Annotated in this window: 18 protein-coding genes and 5 tRNA genes; 5 read left to right on the top strand and 18 right to left on the bottom strand. The window is 53.5% G+C overall.

The features are described 5' to 3' along the window. Positions 1-2 precede the first annotated feature (2 nt). The 3 genes from galK (at position 3) to gpmA (ending at position 3,161) form a co-directional block, all read left to right on the top strand. Complete coding sequence (gene galK, locus ACQG19_RS07340; RefSeq protein ID WP_100168475.1) at positions 3-1,151, top strand: galactokinase; 1,149 nt, start codon at positions 3-5, stop codon at positions 1,149-1,151. Next, positions 1,145-2,188, top strand: coding sequence for a galactose-1-epimerase (gene galM, locus ACQG19_RS07335; RefSeq protein ID WP_013097522.1), 1,044 nt, complete (start codon positions 1,145-1,147; stop codon positions 2,186-2,188). Before galK ends, galM begins: the two co-directional genes overlap by 7 nt. 220 nt (positions 2,189-2,408) lie before the next feature. Continuing rightward, positions 2,409-3,161, top strand: a complete 753-nt coding sequence (gene gpmA, locus ACQG19_RS07330; protein ID WP_008501111.1) for a 2,3-diphosphoglycerate-dependent phosphoglycerate mutase — start codon at positions 2,409-2,411, stop codon at positions 3,159-3,161. Between the two features lie 61 nt (positions 3,162-3,222). Here gpmA and aroG read toward each other — a convergent pair whose 3' ends face one another. Next, a complete protein-coding gene (gene aroG, locus ACQG19_RS07325) occupies positions 3,223-4,275 on the bottom strand; it encodes a 3-deoxy-7-phosphoheptulonate synthase AroG (protein WP_013097523.1) in 1,053 nt (350 codons plus the stop codon). Between the two features lie 304 nt (positions 4,276-4,579). Between aroG and ACQG19_RS07320 the strand changes: the two genes are divergently transcribed. After that, positions 4,580-4,957, top strand: coding sequence for a YbgS-like family protein (locus ACQG19_RS07320; protein ID WP_020685076.1), 378 nt, complete (start codon positions 4,580-4,582; stop codon positions 4,955-4,957). A 106-nt stretch (positions 4,958-5,063) separates the two neighbouring features. Beyond that, a complete protein-coding gene (zitB, locus tag ACQG19_RS07315; protein WP_038986082.1) occupies positions 5,064-5,996 on the top strand; it encodes a CDF family zinc transporter ZitB in 933 nt (310 codons plus the stop codon). On the opposite strand, the gene pnuC is transcribed toward zitB, so the two are convergent. From pnuC to cydB, 17 genes are all read right to left on the bottom strand, one after another. Then, on the bottom strand, positions 5,993-6,712 hold the full coding sequence (pnuC, locus tag ACQG19_RS07310) for a nicotinamide riboside transporter PnuC (protein WP_020685075.1): 720 nt from the start codon (positions 6,710-6,712) through the stop codon (positions 5,993-5,995). The genes zitB and pnuC overlap by 4 nt on opposite strands. Before the next feature lie 22 nt (positions 6,713-6,734). After that, positions 6,735-7,778, bottom strand: a complete 1,044-nt coding sequence (gene nadA, locus ACQG19_RS07305; protein ID WP_048971046.1) for a quinolinate synthase NadA — start codon at positions 7,776-7,778, stop codon at positions 6,735-6,737. A 191-nt stretch (positions 7,779-7,969) separates the two neighbouring features. Beyond that, positions 7,970-8,045: transfer RNA gene (locus ACQG19_RS07300), tRNA-Lys, on the bottom strand. 22 nt (positions 8,046-8,067) lie between these two features. Then, positions 8,068-8,143: transfer RNA gene (locus ACQG19_RS07295), tRNA-Lys, on the bottom strand. A 46-nt stretch (positions 8,144-8,189) separates the two neighbouring features. After that, positions 8,190-8,265, bottom strand: a tRNA-Lys gene (locus tag ACQG19_RS07290). A 3-nt stretch (positions 8,266-8,268) separates the two neighbouring features. Then, a tRNA-Val gene (locus ACQG19_RS07285) sits at positions 8,269-8,344 on the bottom strand. A gap of 27 nt (positions 8,345-8,371) precedes the next feature. Beyond that, positions 8,372-8,447 (bottom strand) — tRNA-Lys (locus ACQG19_RS07280). A 161-nt stretch (positions 8,448-8,608) separates the two neighbouring features. After that, complete coding sequence (gene cpoB, locus ACQG19_RS07275; RefSeq protein ID WP_013097528.1) at positions 8,609-9,403, bottom strand: cell division protein CpoB; 795 nt, start codon at positions 9,401-9,403, stop codon at positions 8,609-8,611. A 9-nt stretch (positions 9,404-9,412) separates the two neighbouring features. Continuing rightward, positions 9,413-9,934, bottom strand: coding sequence for a peptidoglycan-associated lipoprotein Pal (gene pal / locus ACQG19_RS07270; protein ID WP_006177214.1), 522 nt, complete (start codon positions 9,932-9,934; stop codon positions 9,413-9,415). Between the two features lie 35 nt (positions 9,935-9,969). Beyond that, a complete protein-coding gene (gene tolB / locus ACQG19_RS07265; protein ID WP_013097529.1) occupies positions 9,970-11,262 on the bottom strand; it encodes a Tol-Pal system beta propeller repeat protein TolB in 1,293 nt (430 codons plus the stop codon). Between the two features lie 133 nt (positions 11,263-11,395). After that, positions 11,396-12,661, bottom strand: coding sequence for a cell envelope integrity protein TolA (tolA, locus tag ACQG19_RS07260; RefSeq protein ID WP_095427304.1), 1,266 nt, complete (start codon positions 12,659-12,661; stop codon positions 11,396-11,398). 28 nt (positions 12,662-12,689) lie between these two features. Continuing rightward, entirely contained in the window at positions 12,690-13,118 is a 429-nt protein-coding gene (gene tolR / locus ACQG19_RS07255) for a colicin uptake protein TolR (RefSeq protein WP_003858589.1), read from the bottom strand. Positions 13,119-13,121: 3 nt separating this feature from the next. Continuing rightward, positions 13,122-13,814 carry a Tol-Pal system protein TolQ gene (gene tolQ / locus ACQG19_RS07250; protein WP_013097532.1) on the bottom strand — a complete coding sequence of 231 codons (693 nt, stop codon included), beginning with the start codon at positions 13,812-13,814 and terminating at the stop codon, positions 13,122-13,124. Then, entirely contained in the window at positions 13,811-14,215 is a 405-nt protein-coding gene (gene ybgC / locus ACQG19_RS07245) for a tol-pal system-associated acyl-CoA thioesterase (RefSeq protein ID WP_003858593.1), read from the bottom strand. The genes tolQ and ybgC overlap by 4 nt, the downstream gene beginning before the upstream one ends. 147 nt (positions 14,216-14,362) lie before the next feature. Continuing rightward, complete coding sequence (ybgE, locus tag ACQG19_RS07240) at positions 14,363-14,653, bottom strand: cyd operon protein YbgE (RefSeq protein WP_013097534.1); 291 nt, start codon at positions 14,651-14,653, stop codon at positions 14,363-14,365. After that, positions 14,653-14,766: a cytochrome bd-I oxidase subunit CydX gene (gene cydX, locus ACQG19_RS07235; protein ID WP_003858598.1), complete on the bottom strand. Its 114-nt coding sequence runs from the start codon at positions 14,764-14,766 to the stop codon at positions 14,653-14,655. The genes ybgE and cydX overlap by 1 nt, the downstream gene beginning before the upstream one ends. Positions 14,767-14,780: 14 nt before the next feature. Next, the gene (gene cydB, locus ACQG19_RS07230) at positions 14,781-15,920 is read right to left on the bottom strand and encodes a cytochrome d ubiquinol oxidase subunit II (protein WP_013097535.1); all 1,140 of its coding nucleotides are present in this window, start codon (positions 15,918-15,920) and stop codon (positions 14,781-14,783) included. Positions 15,921-15,934: the final 14 nt, after the last annotated feature.

Here is a 15,934-nt window from a genome sequence, read left to right as displayed (position 1 = left end):
AAATGAGTCTGAAAGATAAAACACAATCCCTGTTTGCTGAAAAATTTGGCTACCCTGCTACCCACGTTATCCAGGCACCTGGCCGCGTAAACCTGATTGGTGAACACACCGACTACAACGACGGTTTTGTTCTGCCCTGTGCCATTGATTACCAGACGGTGATCGCCTGCGCAAAGCGCGATGACCACAAAGTGCGCGTGATTGCGGCGGATTACAGTAATGAGATAGACGAGTTTTCCCTCGATGCCCCGATTGTTATCCACGACAGCCAGCAGTGGTCCAACTATGTGCGCGGCGTGGTGAAACATCTGCAAAAGCGTAATAAGAATTTTGGCGGTGCGGATCTCGTCATCAGCGGCAACGTGCCACAAGGGGCCGGTTTAAGCTCGTCGGCATCCCTGGAAGTGGCGGTGGGAACCGTCTTTCAGCAGCTGTACCATCTGCCGCTGGACGGGGCGCAAATCGCACTGAACGGCCAGGAAGCGGAGAATCAGTTTGTGGGCTGCAACTGCGGCATCATGGACCAGCTTATCTCCGCGCTGGGCAAAAAAGAGCATGCGTTACTGATTGACTGCCGAACGCTTGGAACCAAAGCCGTTCCCCTGCCAAAGGGTGCCGCGGTCGTGATTATCAACAGCAACTTTAAACGTACGCTGGTGGGCAGCGAGTACAACACCCGCCGCGAGCAGTGCGAAACCGGCGCACGCTTCTTCCAGCAGCCGGCCCTGCGCGACGTGACGCTTGATGAATTCAACAAAGTGGCGCACGAGCTGGATCCGGTAGTGGCAAAACGCGTTCGTCATGTGCTGACCGAAAACGCCCGAACCGTTGAAGCCGCTTCCGCGCTGGCCAAAGGAGACCTGAAACGTATGGGGGAACTGATGGCAGAGTCCCACGCCTCCATGCGCGATGACTTCGAAATCACCGTTCCGCAAATCGACACCCTGGTGGAGATTGTCAAAGCGGTCATCGGCGATAAAGGCGGTGTACGCATGACGGGCGGTGGTTTTGGTGGCTGCATCGTCGCTCTGGTGCCGGAAGATCTCGTCCCGGCCGTCCAGTCGGCGGTGGAGAAACAGTACGAAGCCAAAACGGGCATTAAAGAAACGTTCTATGTTTGTAAAGCATCACAAGGAGCCGGACAGTGCTAAACGAAACGCCAACCCTCGCACCGGATGGTCTGCCGTATCGCCTGTTAACCCTGCGCAACAGCGCGGGGATGGTTGTTACGCTCATGGACTGGGGTGCCACCCTACTTTCCGCCCGCGTACCAATGCCAGACGGCAGCGTGCGCGAAACCCTTCTCGGCTGCGCCTCGCCTGAGCAGTATATCAACCAGGCCGCCTATCTTGGCGCGTCCGTCGGGCGCTATGCGAACCGCATTGCGAAAAGCCGTTTTGAGCTCGACGGTGTTCGCTACACGTTGCTGCCAAGCCAGGGTGAGAACCAGCTGCATGGTGGACCGGAAGGATTTGACAAACGCCGCTGGAAAATTGTCCAGCAAAACGACCGGGAAGTGCTGTTTTCACTTGACTCGCTGGATGGCGACCAGGGATTCCCGGGTAACCTTACCGCGTTTGCACGCTTTACGCTGACCGACGACAACCGTATCGCCATTGAATACCGTGCGACGGTCGATAAGCCGTGTCCGGTCAACCTGACCAACCACGCCTACTTCAATCTGGACGGTAACCAGTGCGATGTGCGTAACCATAAGCTGCAGATCCTTGCGGATGCCTATTTGCCGGTGGACGAGATGGGCATTCCGTATCAGGGGCTGAAGCCCGTGGAAGGTACCAGCTTTGACTTCCGCAACGCAAAATCTATCGCCCAGGATTTCCTGAGCGATGACGATCAGCGCAAGGTGAAAGGTTACGACCACGCGTTCCTGCTGCAGGCACAAGGCGATGTGAAACAGCCTGCTGCACAGGTCTGGTCCGCGGATGAAAAACTGCAGATGACGGTCTACACCAGCGCCCCTGCCCTGCAATTCTACTCAGGTAACTATCTTGGCGGGACAACCGCACGTGAGCACGGCGAGTACAGCGACTGGCAAGGTCTGGCGCTGGAGAGCGAGTTCCTGCCGGACAGCCCGAACCATCCCGAATGGCCACAGCCGGACTGTGTGCTGCGCCCGGGTGAAGAGTACGTCAGCGTCACCGAGTATCATTTTACTCCGCACGCTTAACCTCCGGCCGCAACAACGTCAGCCCTCCCCTGGAGGGCTTTTTTCTGCACGCCTTGCTGAAAATAGCGCCAATCGCAGACAAAATCATAACCCTGGATTCACAAGCACCTTACACTCAGAGACTATTTTCGCTATGGTTAGGGTTAAGCGTTGCTGCTGGCACGGCCACGGCAATATAATGAGAATTGATATCATTCTAAAAATGCTTGAGGAGTAAGAGATGGCTATTACTAAGCTGGTTCTGGTGCGCCACGGCGAAAGCCAGTGGAACAACGAAAACCGCTTCACCGGTTGGTACGACGTTGATCTGTCTGAGAAAGGCGTAAGCGAAGCAAAAGCGGCAGGTAAACTGCTGAAAGAAGAAGGCTTCAGCTTTGATTTTGCTTACACCTCTGTGCTGAAACGTGCCATCCACACCCTGTGGAACGTGCTGGACGAGCTGGATCAGGCCTGGCTGCCGGTTGAGAAATCCTGGAAACTGAACGAGCGTCACTACGGTGCGCTGCAGGGTCTGAACAAAGCCGAAACCGCTGAGAAGTACGGTGACGAGCAGGTTAAACAGTGGCGTCGCGGCTTCGCGGTAACCCCACCAGAGCTGACCAAAGATGACGAGCGCTATCCGGGCCACGACCCGCGTTACGCGAAACTGACCGACGCTGAGCTGCCAACCACCGAGAGCCTGGCGCTGACCATTGACCGCGTTGTTCCTTACTGGAACGAAACCATTCTGCCACGCCTGAAAAGCGGTGAGCGCGTGATCATCGCCGCTCACGGTAACTCCCTGCGCGCGCTGGTGAAATACCTGGACAACATGGGTGAAGACGAGATCCTCGAACTGAACATCCCGACTGGCGTACCGCTGGTGTATGAGTTCGACGAAAACTTCAAGCCAATCAAACACTACTATCTGGGTAACGCGGATGAGATCGCAGCGAAAGCCGCGGCTGTTGCGAACCAGGGTAAAGCGAAGTAATTTTCGCCGGACATAAAAAAAGCGCGGAGCCTTCCGCGCTTTTTTATTTGTGCCGGAAGAATCAACCGCGACGGGCTTTTACCGCATTCGCCAGCTGACGCAGGATGGCGTCGGTATCTTCCCAGCCAATGCAGGCATCCGTCACGCTCTTGCCATAGACCAGCGGCTCGCTGCCTTCGAGGTTCTGGTTACCCTCAACCAGATGGCTTTCAATCATCACCCCAATCACCGCTTTCTCGCCGCCAGCAATCTGCTGACAAACATCTGCGCCGACTTCCATCTGCTTTTTAAACTGCTTGCTGGAGTTGGCGTGGCTGAAGTCGATCATCACCTGAGGCGGCAGCCCGGCTTTTTCCAGCCCGACCTTCACTTCCGCGACATGTTTTGCGCTGTAGTTAGGCTCTTTACCGCCGCGCAGAATGATATGGCAGTCACCGTTACCGCTGGTGTTAACAATGGCAGAGTGACCCCATTTGGTCACGGACAGGAAGCAGTGTGGTGCCCCTGCCGCATTGATGGCATCAATAGCGACTTTGATGGTGCCATCGGTACCGTTTTTAAAACCCACCGGGCAAGAGAGGCCGGACGCCAGTTCACGGTGAACCTGAGATTCAGTGGTACGCGCGCCAATGGCGCCCCAGCTCATCAGGTCTGCCAGATATTGTGGCGTAATCATATCCAGGAACTCACCGGCGGCTGGCAGGCCACTGTCGTTAATCTCCAGCAGCAGCTTGCGCGCAATACGCAGGCCGTCGTTAATCTGGAAGCTGTTGTCCATATGCGGATCGTTAATCAGCCCTTTCCAGCCAACGGTGGTGCGCGGCTTTTCAAAGTACACGCGCATCACAATTTCCAGCTCATCTTTAAGCTCTTCGCGCAGCTTAAGCAGTCTCGCGGCATACTCTTTTGCCGCGGCAGGATCGTGGATAGAGCACGGGCCAATCACCACCAGAAGACGATCGTCATTACCTTTCAGGATCTTGTGGATCGCTTTACGAGCATGAGAAACCGTGTTTGCGGCATTTTCAGTGGCGGGGAATTTCTCAAGGAGTGCTACAGGAGGTAATAACTCATTGATCTCTTTAATGCGTAAATCGTCGTTCTGATAATTCATCTTCTTTCCAGCTCTGCCATATCTTTAGTAATGAAAGCAATCCTTTCAATCTATCTTGTCGACCAGGAAGTGTAAACACGGTTTTACACTTCACGCAGATAATTCCTGGAATTCGCCTAAAAATCGCCACAAAATAGCGAAAAACGAGATCTAACCTAAGCTTTTTAACTGTAACAACCATTTTTGCTTTATTAAACGCGATTCCCTACTGACGTAAGTCCGTCTGGCGGGATCTTTCGCCTCTGAAAAAGATGCACTGTTGGAGAATGTTATCCAGCGTAACGACAAGAACAGGAGCACCATGATGAAAATGACGAAACTGGCAACTCTCTTCCTGACGGCAACCCTCACCCTGGCAAGCGGCAGCGTTCTTGCGGCTGAAACGAGCTCATCGGGTAACGGCGATGCTAACGCGGCTGCGTCAGCAGGCCAGGTGGCCCCTGATGCCAAACAGAATGTCGCCCCGAACAATGTCGATAACAGCCAAATTAATAACGGGAACACGAATACCGGCGGCACGATGCTGCACCCTGATGGTACCGACTCAGGCACCATGAATCATGACAATATGAGCAAGGATGAGGTTCACAAAAACACGATGTGTAAAGACGGACGTTGCCCGGACGCGAATGACAAAGTGGGCGATGATGCCAATACCAAAACGGATGGTACAACCCAGTAACCGGTTATTGATTTAACTGCGAAAGGAGAGCTCAGGCTCTCCTTTCTTTTTGAGTAACTTATTAAAAACGCTACACTAATAACAATAACGAATCAGGAAAGATAACATGGCACACACGCATTCCCACGCCTCCGGCGACGACAACGCTAAACGCCTGCTGCTGGCCTTCGGCGTTACCGCCACCTTCATGATTATTGAGGTGATCGGCGGTTTGATCTCCGGCTCCCTGGCGCTGCTGGCTGACGCCGGACATATGCTTACCGATGCAGCAGCGCTGCTTTTTGCCCTCCTGGCCGTACAGTTTGCCCGTCGTCCTCCTAATGCACGCCATACATTCGGCTGGCTGAGGCTGACGACGCTTGCCGCGTTTGTTAATGCGATTGCGCTGGTGGTCATTACCCTTCTTATCGTCTGGGAGGCCATTCAGCGCTTCAGACACCCTCAGCCGGTCGCCGGGATGACAATGATGGCGATCGCCGTGGCGGGGCTGCTTGCCAATCTTCTGGCCTTCTGGATTTTGCATCGCGGCAGTGGCGAAAAGAACCTTAACGTACGCGCCGCGGCTCTGCATGTGATGGGAGATTTACTGGGCTCGGTGGGAGCCATTGTTGCCGCACTGGTGATCCTCTACACCGGCTGGACGCCTGTCGACCCTATTCTTTCTGTACTGGTCTCGTGTCTGGTGTTACGCAGCGCCTGGCGGCTATTGAAGGAGAGCGTCAATGAGTTGCTTGAGGGGGCGCCCGCCTCGGTGAATATCGCCGAGTTAAAACGTAATCTGCATCGTTCAGTTCCTGAGGTACGTAACGTCCACCACGTACACGTCTGGCTGGTGGGCGAGAAACCGGTTATGACGTTGCACGTCCAGGTGATCCCTCCGCACGACCACGATGCGCTGCTCGAACGCATCCAGCACTTTCTTGAACATCACTATGAAATTGGTCACGCGACCATCCAGATGGAGTACCAGCCCTGTAACGGGCCGGATTGCCACCTGAATGAGGCGCAGTCCGACCATTCACATCATCATCACCATTAACTGGAGAGCGCGTGAGAGCCTCGCTCACGCGCGCTGTTAATCCACATCCGGCTTCCGTTCAGGGCAATGAAGGTCAACAGCAGATATTCCAGAGACATCGCATAGACGCCCTGCAGGGCGAAAATCACCACGCTGATGACATTGATGATGACCCACAGCAGCCAGTTCTCAACGTATTTACGGGTCATCAGGATCATCGCCGCAATGGACAGCACCATCATGCAGGAATCCCAGAACGGGAAAGCATCCGGCTGAAGCACTGGCATTGTCACCTGTAACCCGATGCCGGACATGGCCGCCACAGCAATACGGGTCAGGAAAGCAAATACCGGGTTGATGTAGACCGTCATTAAACCAATGGCGACCACACACGCGACAAACCAGGCGATGGCTTTCGGCAAGGGTAACCAGCGGATCTGCAGCTCGGCCTCCTGCTGGCTGTTCTGCCGCGACCACGCGTACCACCCGTAGATATTGGCCGCAAAAAAGAACAGCTGCAAAAGCAAGCTTGCGTAGAGCTGGATCTGGAAGAAGATAATCGCAAACAGCGTAACGTTAATGAGCCCGAACGCGTAATTGCTGATCTTCTCCAGGCTTGCGAGCCAGATACAGAGTAATCCCGCCAGCGTGCCAACGGCCTCAATCCATGACAGGTCATAGCCACCTGCACCAATCGGTATATGAACCAGAATGTTTTGTGTGCTAAAAAAATCCATCTTTTCCCCGGAACGTAGTGAATTAAGTACGTAGTGTAGCCGCAAAATCCAGCATGCGGTTAAGTGGAACTAACGCGCCTTCACGCAGAGCGGCATCCACATGGATCTCATGCGCCGCACCGCCGGTTTCTAACCCTTCGGCAATCGCTTTCAGGCCGTTCATCGCCATCCACGGACAGTGCGCACAGCTGCGGCACGTGGCTCCCTCGCCTGCGGTTGGCGCTTCCAGGAGCTCTTTCTCCGGCACGGCCTGCTGCATCTTGTAGAAGATACCGCGATCGGTCGCCACGATAAGCTGCTTATGCGGCAACGTTCTGGCAGCATTAATAAGCTGGCTGGTTGAACCCACGGCATCGGCCATATCGACAATCGACTGCGGTGATTCAGGATGAACAAGAATAGCGGCATCAGGGTAAAGCGCCTTCATGCGGGACAGTGCCTGCGTCTTGAACTCGTCATGAACGATGCAGGCGCCCTGCCAGCAGAGCACGTCTGCCCCGGTCTGCTTCTGGACGTAGTTTCCAAGGTGGCGGTCAGGTGCCCAGATAATTTTCTCACCCAGGCTGTCCAGGTGCTCAATCAGTTCAACGGCGATGCTCGACGTAACAACCCAGTCTGCGCGCGCTTTAACTGCTGCCGACGTATTAGCGTACACCACCACGGTCCGGTCAGGATGGGCATCGCAGAAGGCCGAGAATTCGTCAATCGGACAGCCGAGATCCAGTGAACACTCCGCGTTCAGCGTTGGCATCAGGATGGTTTTTTCAGGGCTAAGGATTTTTGCCGTTTCCCCCATAAAACGCACCCCCGCAACCAGTAGCGTGGAAGCAGGATGTTTTGCACCAAAGCGCGCCATCTCCAGAGAGTCAGAAATACAGCCTCCGGTCTCTTCCGCCAGCTGCTGGATTTCCGGATCGGTGTAGTAATGTGCCACCATCACGGCATCTCGCTCTTTGAGAAGACGCTTGATTTTCTCACGGTAGAACTGCTTTTCATCCATGCTCAGCGGAACAGGCTTCGGCGGGAAGGGATAGATTGCGGCTTCAGGATCAAACATCACGCTCATTATGGCTTCTCGTTTTACTGGCTTAACAATATTGCCTTTCTTTTGCCTGACATAGCAAAACGCAGGGCAATTGTGTTTTGTATACTAAACAAGATAGCGAATCTGGAGTGAAAAGTCACCGGGAATAGATGTGCGGAGCATTTGTTGTATCGCAGATAGCAAAAAAGCGCTTTTAGGGCGCTTTTTAACATTGGTGGGTCGTGCAGGATTCGAACCTGCGACCAATTGATTAAAAGTCAACTGCTCTACCAACTGAGCTAACGACCCCTTGCGGGATTTTTCTTCGAAGTGGTGGGTCGTGCAGGATTCGAACCTGCGACCAATTGATTAAAAGTCAACTGCTCTACCAACTGAGCTAACGACCCATTCGGGTGCTGACTTCGAAGATTTTACTCGGTTCCACGTTTGAAGTGGTGGGTCGTGCAGGATTCGAACCTGCGACCAATTGATTAAAAGTCAACTGCTCTACCAACTGAGCTAACGACCCGAGTGGTGGGTGATGACGGGCTCGAACCGCCGACCCCCTCCGTGTAAAGGAGATGCTCTACCAACTGAGCTAATCACCCACTCTGTACTGCCGGAACTGCTTTAAGTGGTGGGTCGTGCAGGATTCGAACCTGCGACCAATTGATTAAAAGTCAACTGCTCTACCAACTGAGCTAACGACCCACTTTTACGCTGCTTTCACGTTGTTTGATATCCCGTGGCAACGGCGGCATATATTACTGATTTAAGAATTCTGCGCAACAAAAATTTCGATGAAGATCACTTAACTGCTTAGTAATCATGCTGCACGACCAGAAATAACGCGATTTCTGGTCATGCGATAATCATCCCATCGAACTTAGACGTTTTTGCGCCTGTTTGGCCCCTTCCGTGCCCGGGAATTTTGCAACCACCTGCTGATAAACCGCTTTGGCTTTCGCAGTGTCACCTTTGTCCTGCATGATCACGCCGACCTTAAACATCGCATCAGGCGCTTTTGGCGATTTCGGGTAATTTTTCACCACAGAAGCGAAATAAAACGCCGCATCGTCTTTTTTACCCTTGTTGTAATTCAACTGACCCAGCCAGTAATTTGCGTTTGGCTGGTAAGTGGAATCCGGGTACTTCTTAACGAAGTTCTGAAACGCAACGATAGCATCATCCTGGCGCGATTTATCCTGTACCAGTGCAATGGCCGCGTTGTAATCCGTGTTCGCGTCACCACTCTGCACAGGCGCCCCTGTCGCAGCAGAGGCATCGGCTGAAGGCGCTGGCGCGTCTGTGGCCGCTCCGCTTTGATCGCCCGCTGCTGGTTGCGCTGCTGCCCCCCCGCTGCTCAGGCTATCAATCTGCAGCAAGATCTGCTTTTGACGTTCCACAACCTGGTTAAGCTGATACTGGCTCTCCTGAATCTGACCACGGAGGGAGTCGATATCAGTTTGGTTATCGGAAAGTTGTTGCTGGAGTTGGGTTAAAAGCTGACTGTGAGCGTTAGAGATACGCTCGAGTTGAGTGACCCGGTCTTCCACCGAGCCTGAGCCGACACTACTGATTGGTGCCTGAGCAAAAGCGGCCCAGGGGGCCGCTATTCCAACCAGTAACGACAGACTCAACAGATGATGTCTGAAGTTACTGCTCATGCAATTCTCTTAGTAAACCAGTACGGCACGACGGTTTTTGGCGTACGCCGCTTCGTCATGACCCAGTACTGCAGGTTTTTCTTTACCGTAAGAAACGATGGAGATCTGGTCAGCAGAAACGCCTTTACCCTGCAGGTACATTTTAACAGCGTTAGCACGACGTTCACCCAGGGAGATGTTGTACTCTGGAGTACCACGTTCGTCCGCGTGACCTTCTACGGTGACTTTGTAAGACGGGTTGCTACGCAGGAAGTTAGCGTGAGCATCCAGCATCGCAGCGAAGTCAGAACGGATGTCGTATTTATCCAGATCGAAGTAAACGATGTTGTTCTGCTGCAGCTGCTGCATCTGAAGACGCGCTTGCTCTTCAGAGGACATGTTGCCATTGCCGTTCGCGTCCATACCGGTGCCGGCACCCATCATGCCTTCGCCGCTCTGGTCATTGCTGGCGTTCTTGTTAGAAGAACACGCTGCGATTGCCATTACAGGCAGAGCGATCATCAGCCCCTTCAGCACTTTGTTCAGTTGCATTTCTATGATTCCTTTAGTAATCAATTAATTATTATTTACAGATACGGCGACCAGGCAGGGGATTTTACCTGTCCATCAGTTGCCGGAATACGCGCTTTGAAACGCCCATCTGTAGAAACCAGATTCAGCACAGATCCCATCCCCTGAGAAGAGCTGTAGATTACCATAGTGCCGTTAGGTGCCAGACTTGGCGTTTCATCCAGGAACGTTGACGACAGAACTTGGACGCCACCCGCTACCAGATCTTGTTTGGCAATGTGCTGCTGCCCACCGTTGGAGCTGACCATTACCATAAATTTACCGTCGCTGCTCACATCTGCGTTCTGGTTCTGAGAGCCTTCCCAGGTGATACGCTGCGGAGCCCCGCCGTTGATGTTCACTTTATAGATTTGTGGACGGCCTGCCTGGTCAGAGGTAAACGCCAGGTTCTGGCTGTCCGGGAACCATGATGGTTCCGTGTTGTTGCTGCGACCATCCGTCACCTGACGGATCTGACCAGAACCAATGTCCATCACGTACAGGTTCAGGCTACCGGTTTTGGACAGCGCAAAGGCCAGCTTAGAGCCGTCCGGCGAGAACGAAGGCGCACCGTTGTGACGTGGGAACGACGCCACCTGACGAACAGCACCGTTAGCCAGCGTCTGAATAACCAGCGCAGAACGACCGCTTTCGAAGGTCACGTAAGCCAGTTTAGACCCGTCCGGAGACCAGGCTGGAGACATCAGCGGCTGAGAAGAGCGTTTCACCAGGAACTGGTTGTAACCGTCGTAGTCAGAGACGCGCAGCTCATACGGGAACTGGCCGCCGTTGGTCTGTACCACATAGGCGATACGGGTACGGAACGCACCTTTAATACCGGTCAGTTTTTCGAATACCGCATCGCTGGCAGCGTGAGCCGCATAGCGCAGGTACTGTTTAGTGACCTTGTAAGAGTTCTGAGCCAGAACGGTACCCGGTGCACCGCCGGTATCCACCAGCTGCCAGGCCACGTTGTAAGAGCCGTCCGGGTTAGGGGTAACCTGACCCACAACCACGGCATCAATGCCCAGTGCAGACCATGCGGCAGGTTGAACTTCCTGCGCGCTACCCGGCTGCTGAGGCAGACGAGAACGATCTAACGGGTTGAATTTACCGCTGTTACGCAGGTCAGCTGCCACGATGCCGCCGGCATCTTCAGGCGCCGCACCAGGGCCAGCCCACTGGAATGGAACTACACCGATTGGGCGTGCCGAGTCCACCCCCTGGGTGATCTCGATACGTACTTCTGCGTGCAGTACAGCTGCCCACAGCATTAAGAAACTAAATGCTACACGTAATGCCTGCTTCATCATATCTCCCTTATCTGGGTAACCTTACCCACGATAATTTAGCAGAATGTTAACAAACCCAAATAGACAAAACTACTAAACCCTGTGACTAAACCTGGTCTATTTTTCCCCGTTTGCACGGGGAAAATGTAACTTAAGGTTTGAAGTCCAGCGGTGCATTTTTAAAGACTTCGTAGACTGCCTGAGACGGTGGTTTAGGCATCTTCGCCTGACGTGCTGCAGCCTGAGCTGCAGTACACAAAGCGGGATCCCCACCTTCAGACTTAATATCAAGAAGCATGCCGTCCGGCGCCAGTTTTATACGCAGCGTACACGTTTTACCGGTATAGGAAGACGCATCATAGAATCGGCTTTCGATAGCGGATTTAATCTGCGCAGCATAGCCATTGATTTCAGCCCCTGTCGCACCGTTGCTCTTAGTGTTACCACTTCCTGTCGGTGCTGCGTTGTTTCCTTTCGCCCCACCGCCTGTTTTCGGCGCATTCTTACCGGAACTGAGATCGCCCAGCAGATCGTCAACGCCCGCAGCGGCAGCGGCTTTTTCTGCAGCAGCCTTTTTCGCTGCAGCTTTTTCAGCAGCCGCTTTTTTATCGGCAGCAGCCTTCTCAGCTGCAGCTTTTTTGTCGGCAGCTTTCTTCTCCGCAGCCGCTTTTTCAGCAGCGGCGGCTTTTTCTGCGGCAGCTTTCTCGGCAGCGGCGGCTTTCTTCGCAGCCTCGGCAGCCGCTTTCTTCTCGGCTTCCTGAGCAGCTTTTTTTGCAGCTTCGGCTTCAGCTTTCTTCTGAGCATCAGCAGCGGCTTTTTTCGCGGCTTCTGCTTCCGCTTTCTTCTGAGCATCAGCGGCGGCTTTCTTCGCGGCTTCCGCTTCCGCTTTCTTCTGGGCGTCGGCAGCGGCTTTCTTCGCCGCTTCTGCCGCTAATTTCGCCTGGGCATCAGCCTGTGCTTTGGCATCCGCTGCGGCTTTAGCTGCCGCCTCTTCCGCCTGCTTTTGCTGTTCCTGGGCTTTCTTCGCGGCCTCTTCGGCTTGCTTCTGCTGTTCTGCCTGCTCTTTCGCGGCTTCCTGCGCCTGCAAACGTTCTTTCTCAAGCTGCTTCAGACGTTCCTGCTCGGCGGCCTGCTTTTCACGCAGTTCCTCCGCTTGCTGTTGCGCCTGTTTTTCTCGCTGCTCTTCAGCCCGTTTTGCACTCGCCTGCTGCTGTTGCTGACGGTTATAGTTCTGCACGACCGCACCGGGATCCACCATGACGGCGTCGATAGAAGAACCGCCACCGCCGCCCGCTGATGCATCAATATGCTCGTCGAACGAACTCCAGATCAGCCCTGCAAAAAGGATCACATGCAGCACTGCGGAGACGATTATCGCTCGCTTAAGCTTGTCGTTCTGTTCGGTTGCCTTTGACACTATCGGTTCCCAAAAACTACGCGGATGATCAAATAGGCTGAGTCATTAAGCCGACAGACTTAACACCCGCACTATGTAGCAAGTTCAGCGCTTTAATAATTTCATCGTAAGGCACGTCTTTCGCACCACCGATTAAGAAGACCGTTTTCGGATTTGACTCCAGGCGTCGTTGCGCTTCAGCAATCACCTGCTCCGGCGGTAGCTGATCCATACGATCTTTCTCTACCACGACGCTGTATTGCCCTACGCCGGAAACCTCAATGATGACCGGAGGATCGTCATTGGTGCTTACCGCCTGTGATTCTGTCGCATCCGGCAGATCAACTTCCACGCTCTGGGTAATGATGGGCGCTGTCGCCATAAAGATCAGCAGCAACACCAGCAGTACGTCCAGCAGCGGAACGATATTGATTTCGGACTTGAGCTCGCGACGACCTCGTCCACGCGATCTGGCCATGGTTTACCCCTTGTTGCTCTCGGTGCTGGTAAACGCCTGACGGTGCAGAATCGCGGTGAACTCTTCCATGAAGTTGTCGTAGTTCAGTTCCAGTTTATTCACGCGCTGGTTCAGACGGTTGTAAGCCATAACCGCCGGGATTGCCGCAAACAGACCGATAGCGGTTGCAATCAGTGCTTCTGCAATACCCGGTGCAACCATCTGCAACGTCGCCTGCTTCACTGCGCCCAGCGCGATAAAGGCGTGCATAATCCCCCACACCGTACCAAACAGGCCGATATACGGGCTAATGGAACCCACCGTTCCCAGGAAAGGAATGTGCGTTTCGAGATTTTCCAGCTCGCGGTTCATGGAGATACGCATCGCACGCGAGGCTCCTTCCACCACCGCTTCAGGTGCATGGCTGTTCGCGCGATGCAGACGGGCAAACTCTTTGAATCCGCTGTAGAAAATTTGTTCGGAGCCAGCGAGACTATCGCGACGACCCTGACTTTCCTGATACAGACGGGACAGTTCGATACCCGACCAGAACTTATCTTCAAACGCTTCCGCTTCACGGCCAGCCGCATTGAGAATACGCGTTCTCTGGATGATGATGGCCCAGGATGCGATTGAAAAACCAATCAAAATCAGCATGATAAGTTTAACCAGAAGGCTTGCCTTCAGGAACAAATCAAGGATATTCATGTCAGTCACTGCTTAAACTCCGCGACAATAGACTTAGGAAGCGCACGAGGCTTCATTATGGTTGGATCAACACAGACAATCAGTACTTCAGCTGAGTTCAGTACGGTGTTCTCTGCATTGACTATCCGCTGCGTGAAAACCAGCGAGGTTCCGCGCATTGATGTAATTTCAGTTTGGACTTCGAGCATATCGTCGAGTCTGGCAGGCGCAAAATACTCAAGCGTCATCTTGCGTACCACAAAGGCAACTCGCTCAGCCAACAGTACCTGTTGACTAAAGTGATGATGGCGCAGCATCTCTGTGCGTGCCCGTTCATAAAAAGCAACGTAGCTGGCGTGGTAAACCACACCACCGGCATCGGTATCTTCGTAATAGACACGAACCGGCCATCGAAACAGCGTTGTATTCACTTTACATCCCGGTAATGCAACAAAAGTTTATGCTTTAAACTTCGCTACTATACGCGCGGGAATGATGGTTTGGAATGGGAGAAAGTAAACGGAGAGTAAATTTTTATGGGCTCGGGTAAGCCCATATGGTTAACGGACATTTCTTATTCAGAAGAAGAAGAAAATCAATCCAGCAAGCAGCACGATATCGGCGATAAGCGGGCAGAAAATGCCCTGCCAGTGAATCGCTTTCGGACGAAAGCCTACGCCGTGGATCACACCTGCGCACACCGCCCACATAATGAGAAAGCCGTGCCAGATCTCAAGCTCGCTGGTCTTCGCTGCAAAACGCGAAGGGTCCCAGAAGATACACCCTGCCAGCAGTAATGCCATCACTAAAGAAAGCGCCCGTAACGGGCGCTTATCCATTACCGCATATAACGTTGCGATAATCTTCATTAGTGTTTTTCTTCACCCGCTTTGGTCGCTTCAACGTGCTCAAGCGCCAGGGCAGTGATGACACCAAAAGCACAGGCAAGAAGCGTCCCTAAAATCCATGCGAAATACCACATATTCAGCTCCTTACTTAGTACATAGAGTGGGTGTTGCTTTCGATATGTTCTTTAGTGATACGACCGAACATTTTCCAGTAACACCAGATGGTGTAGGCCAGAACAATCGGAACGAACACGCAAGCAACATAAGTCATTAAGTTCAGCGTCATATGGCTGGAGGTTGCATCCCACATGGTCAGGCTAGCATTCAGCATGGTGCTGGATGGCATCACGAATGGGAACATAGCGATACCTGCAGTCAGGATGATGCACGCCAGCGTCAGTGATGAGAACACGAACGCCAGAGCGCCTTTTTCCAGACGAGACGTCAGAACCGTCAGCAGCGGCAGCAACACACCCAACGCCGGAATAGCCCACAGCACAGGCATCGCGTTGAAGTTCACCAGCCATGCACCGGCCTCACGCGCCACTTCTTTGGTCAGCGGGTTAGACGGCGCGACGTGGTTAATCGCAGACGTCACCACGTAACCATCAATACCGTAGACCACCCAAACACCTGCCAGCGCGAAGCAGACCAGTGTGATCAGGGCAGCAACCTGAGCCGTTGCACGAGAACGCAGATGCAGCTCACCAACAGTACGCATCTGCAGATAGGTTGCGCCCTGGGTGATGATCATCGCCACACTGACTACGCCTGCCAGCAGACCAAACGGATTCAGCAGCTGGAAGAAGTTACCGGTGTAGTAAAGACGCATGTACTCGTCCATGTGGAACGGTACACCCTGCAGCAGGTTACCGAATGCCACACCAATCACCAGCGGTGGAACGAAGCTACCAATGAAGATGCCCCAGTCCCACATGTTACGCCAGCGGGTGTCTTCAATCTTGGAACGGTAGTCGAAACCGACCGGACGGAAGAATAAAGACGCCAGAACCAGAATCATCGCCACGTAGAAACCGGAGAACGCAGCCGCGTAAACCATCGGCCAGGCAGCGAACAGCGCGCCGCCTGCGGTGATCAGCCACACCTGGTTACCGTCCCAGTGCGGGGCGATGGAGTTGATCATGATTCGACGCTCGGTGTCATTACGACCGAGGAAACGGGTGAGCATCCCCACCCCCATGTCGAAACCATCCGTGACAGCAAAACCGATCAGCAGAACACCGATCAACAGCCACCAGATAAAACGCAATACTTCATAATCGATCATTTGATGACTCCTGT

It is taken from the genome of Enterobacter cloacae complex sp. 277I4 (assembly GCF_050031465.1).
Lineage (GTDB): Bacteria > Pseudomonadota > Gammaproteobacteria > Enterobacterales > Enterobacteriaceae > Enterobacter > Enterobacter cloacae.
This window is presented reverse-complemented; position numbering and strand designations above follow the sequence as displayed.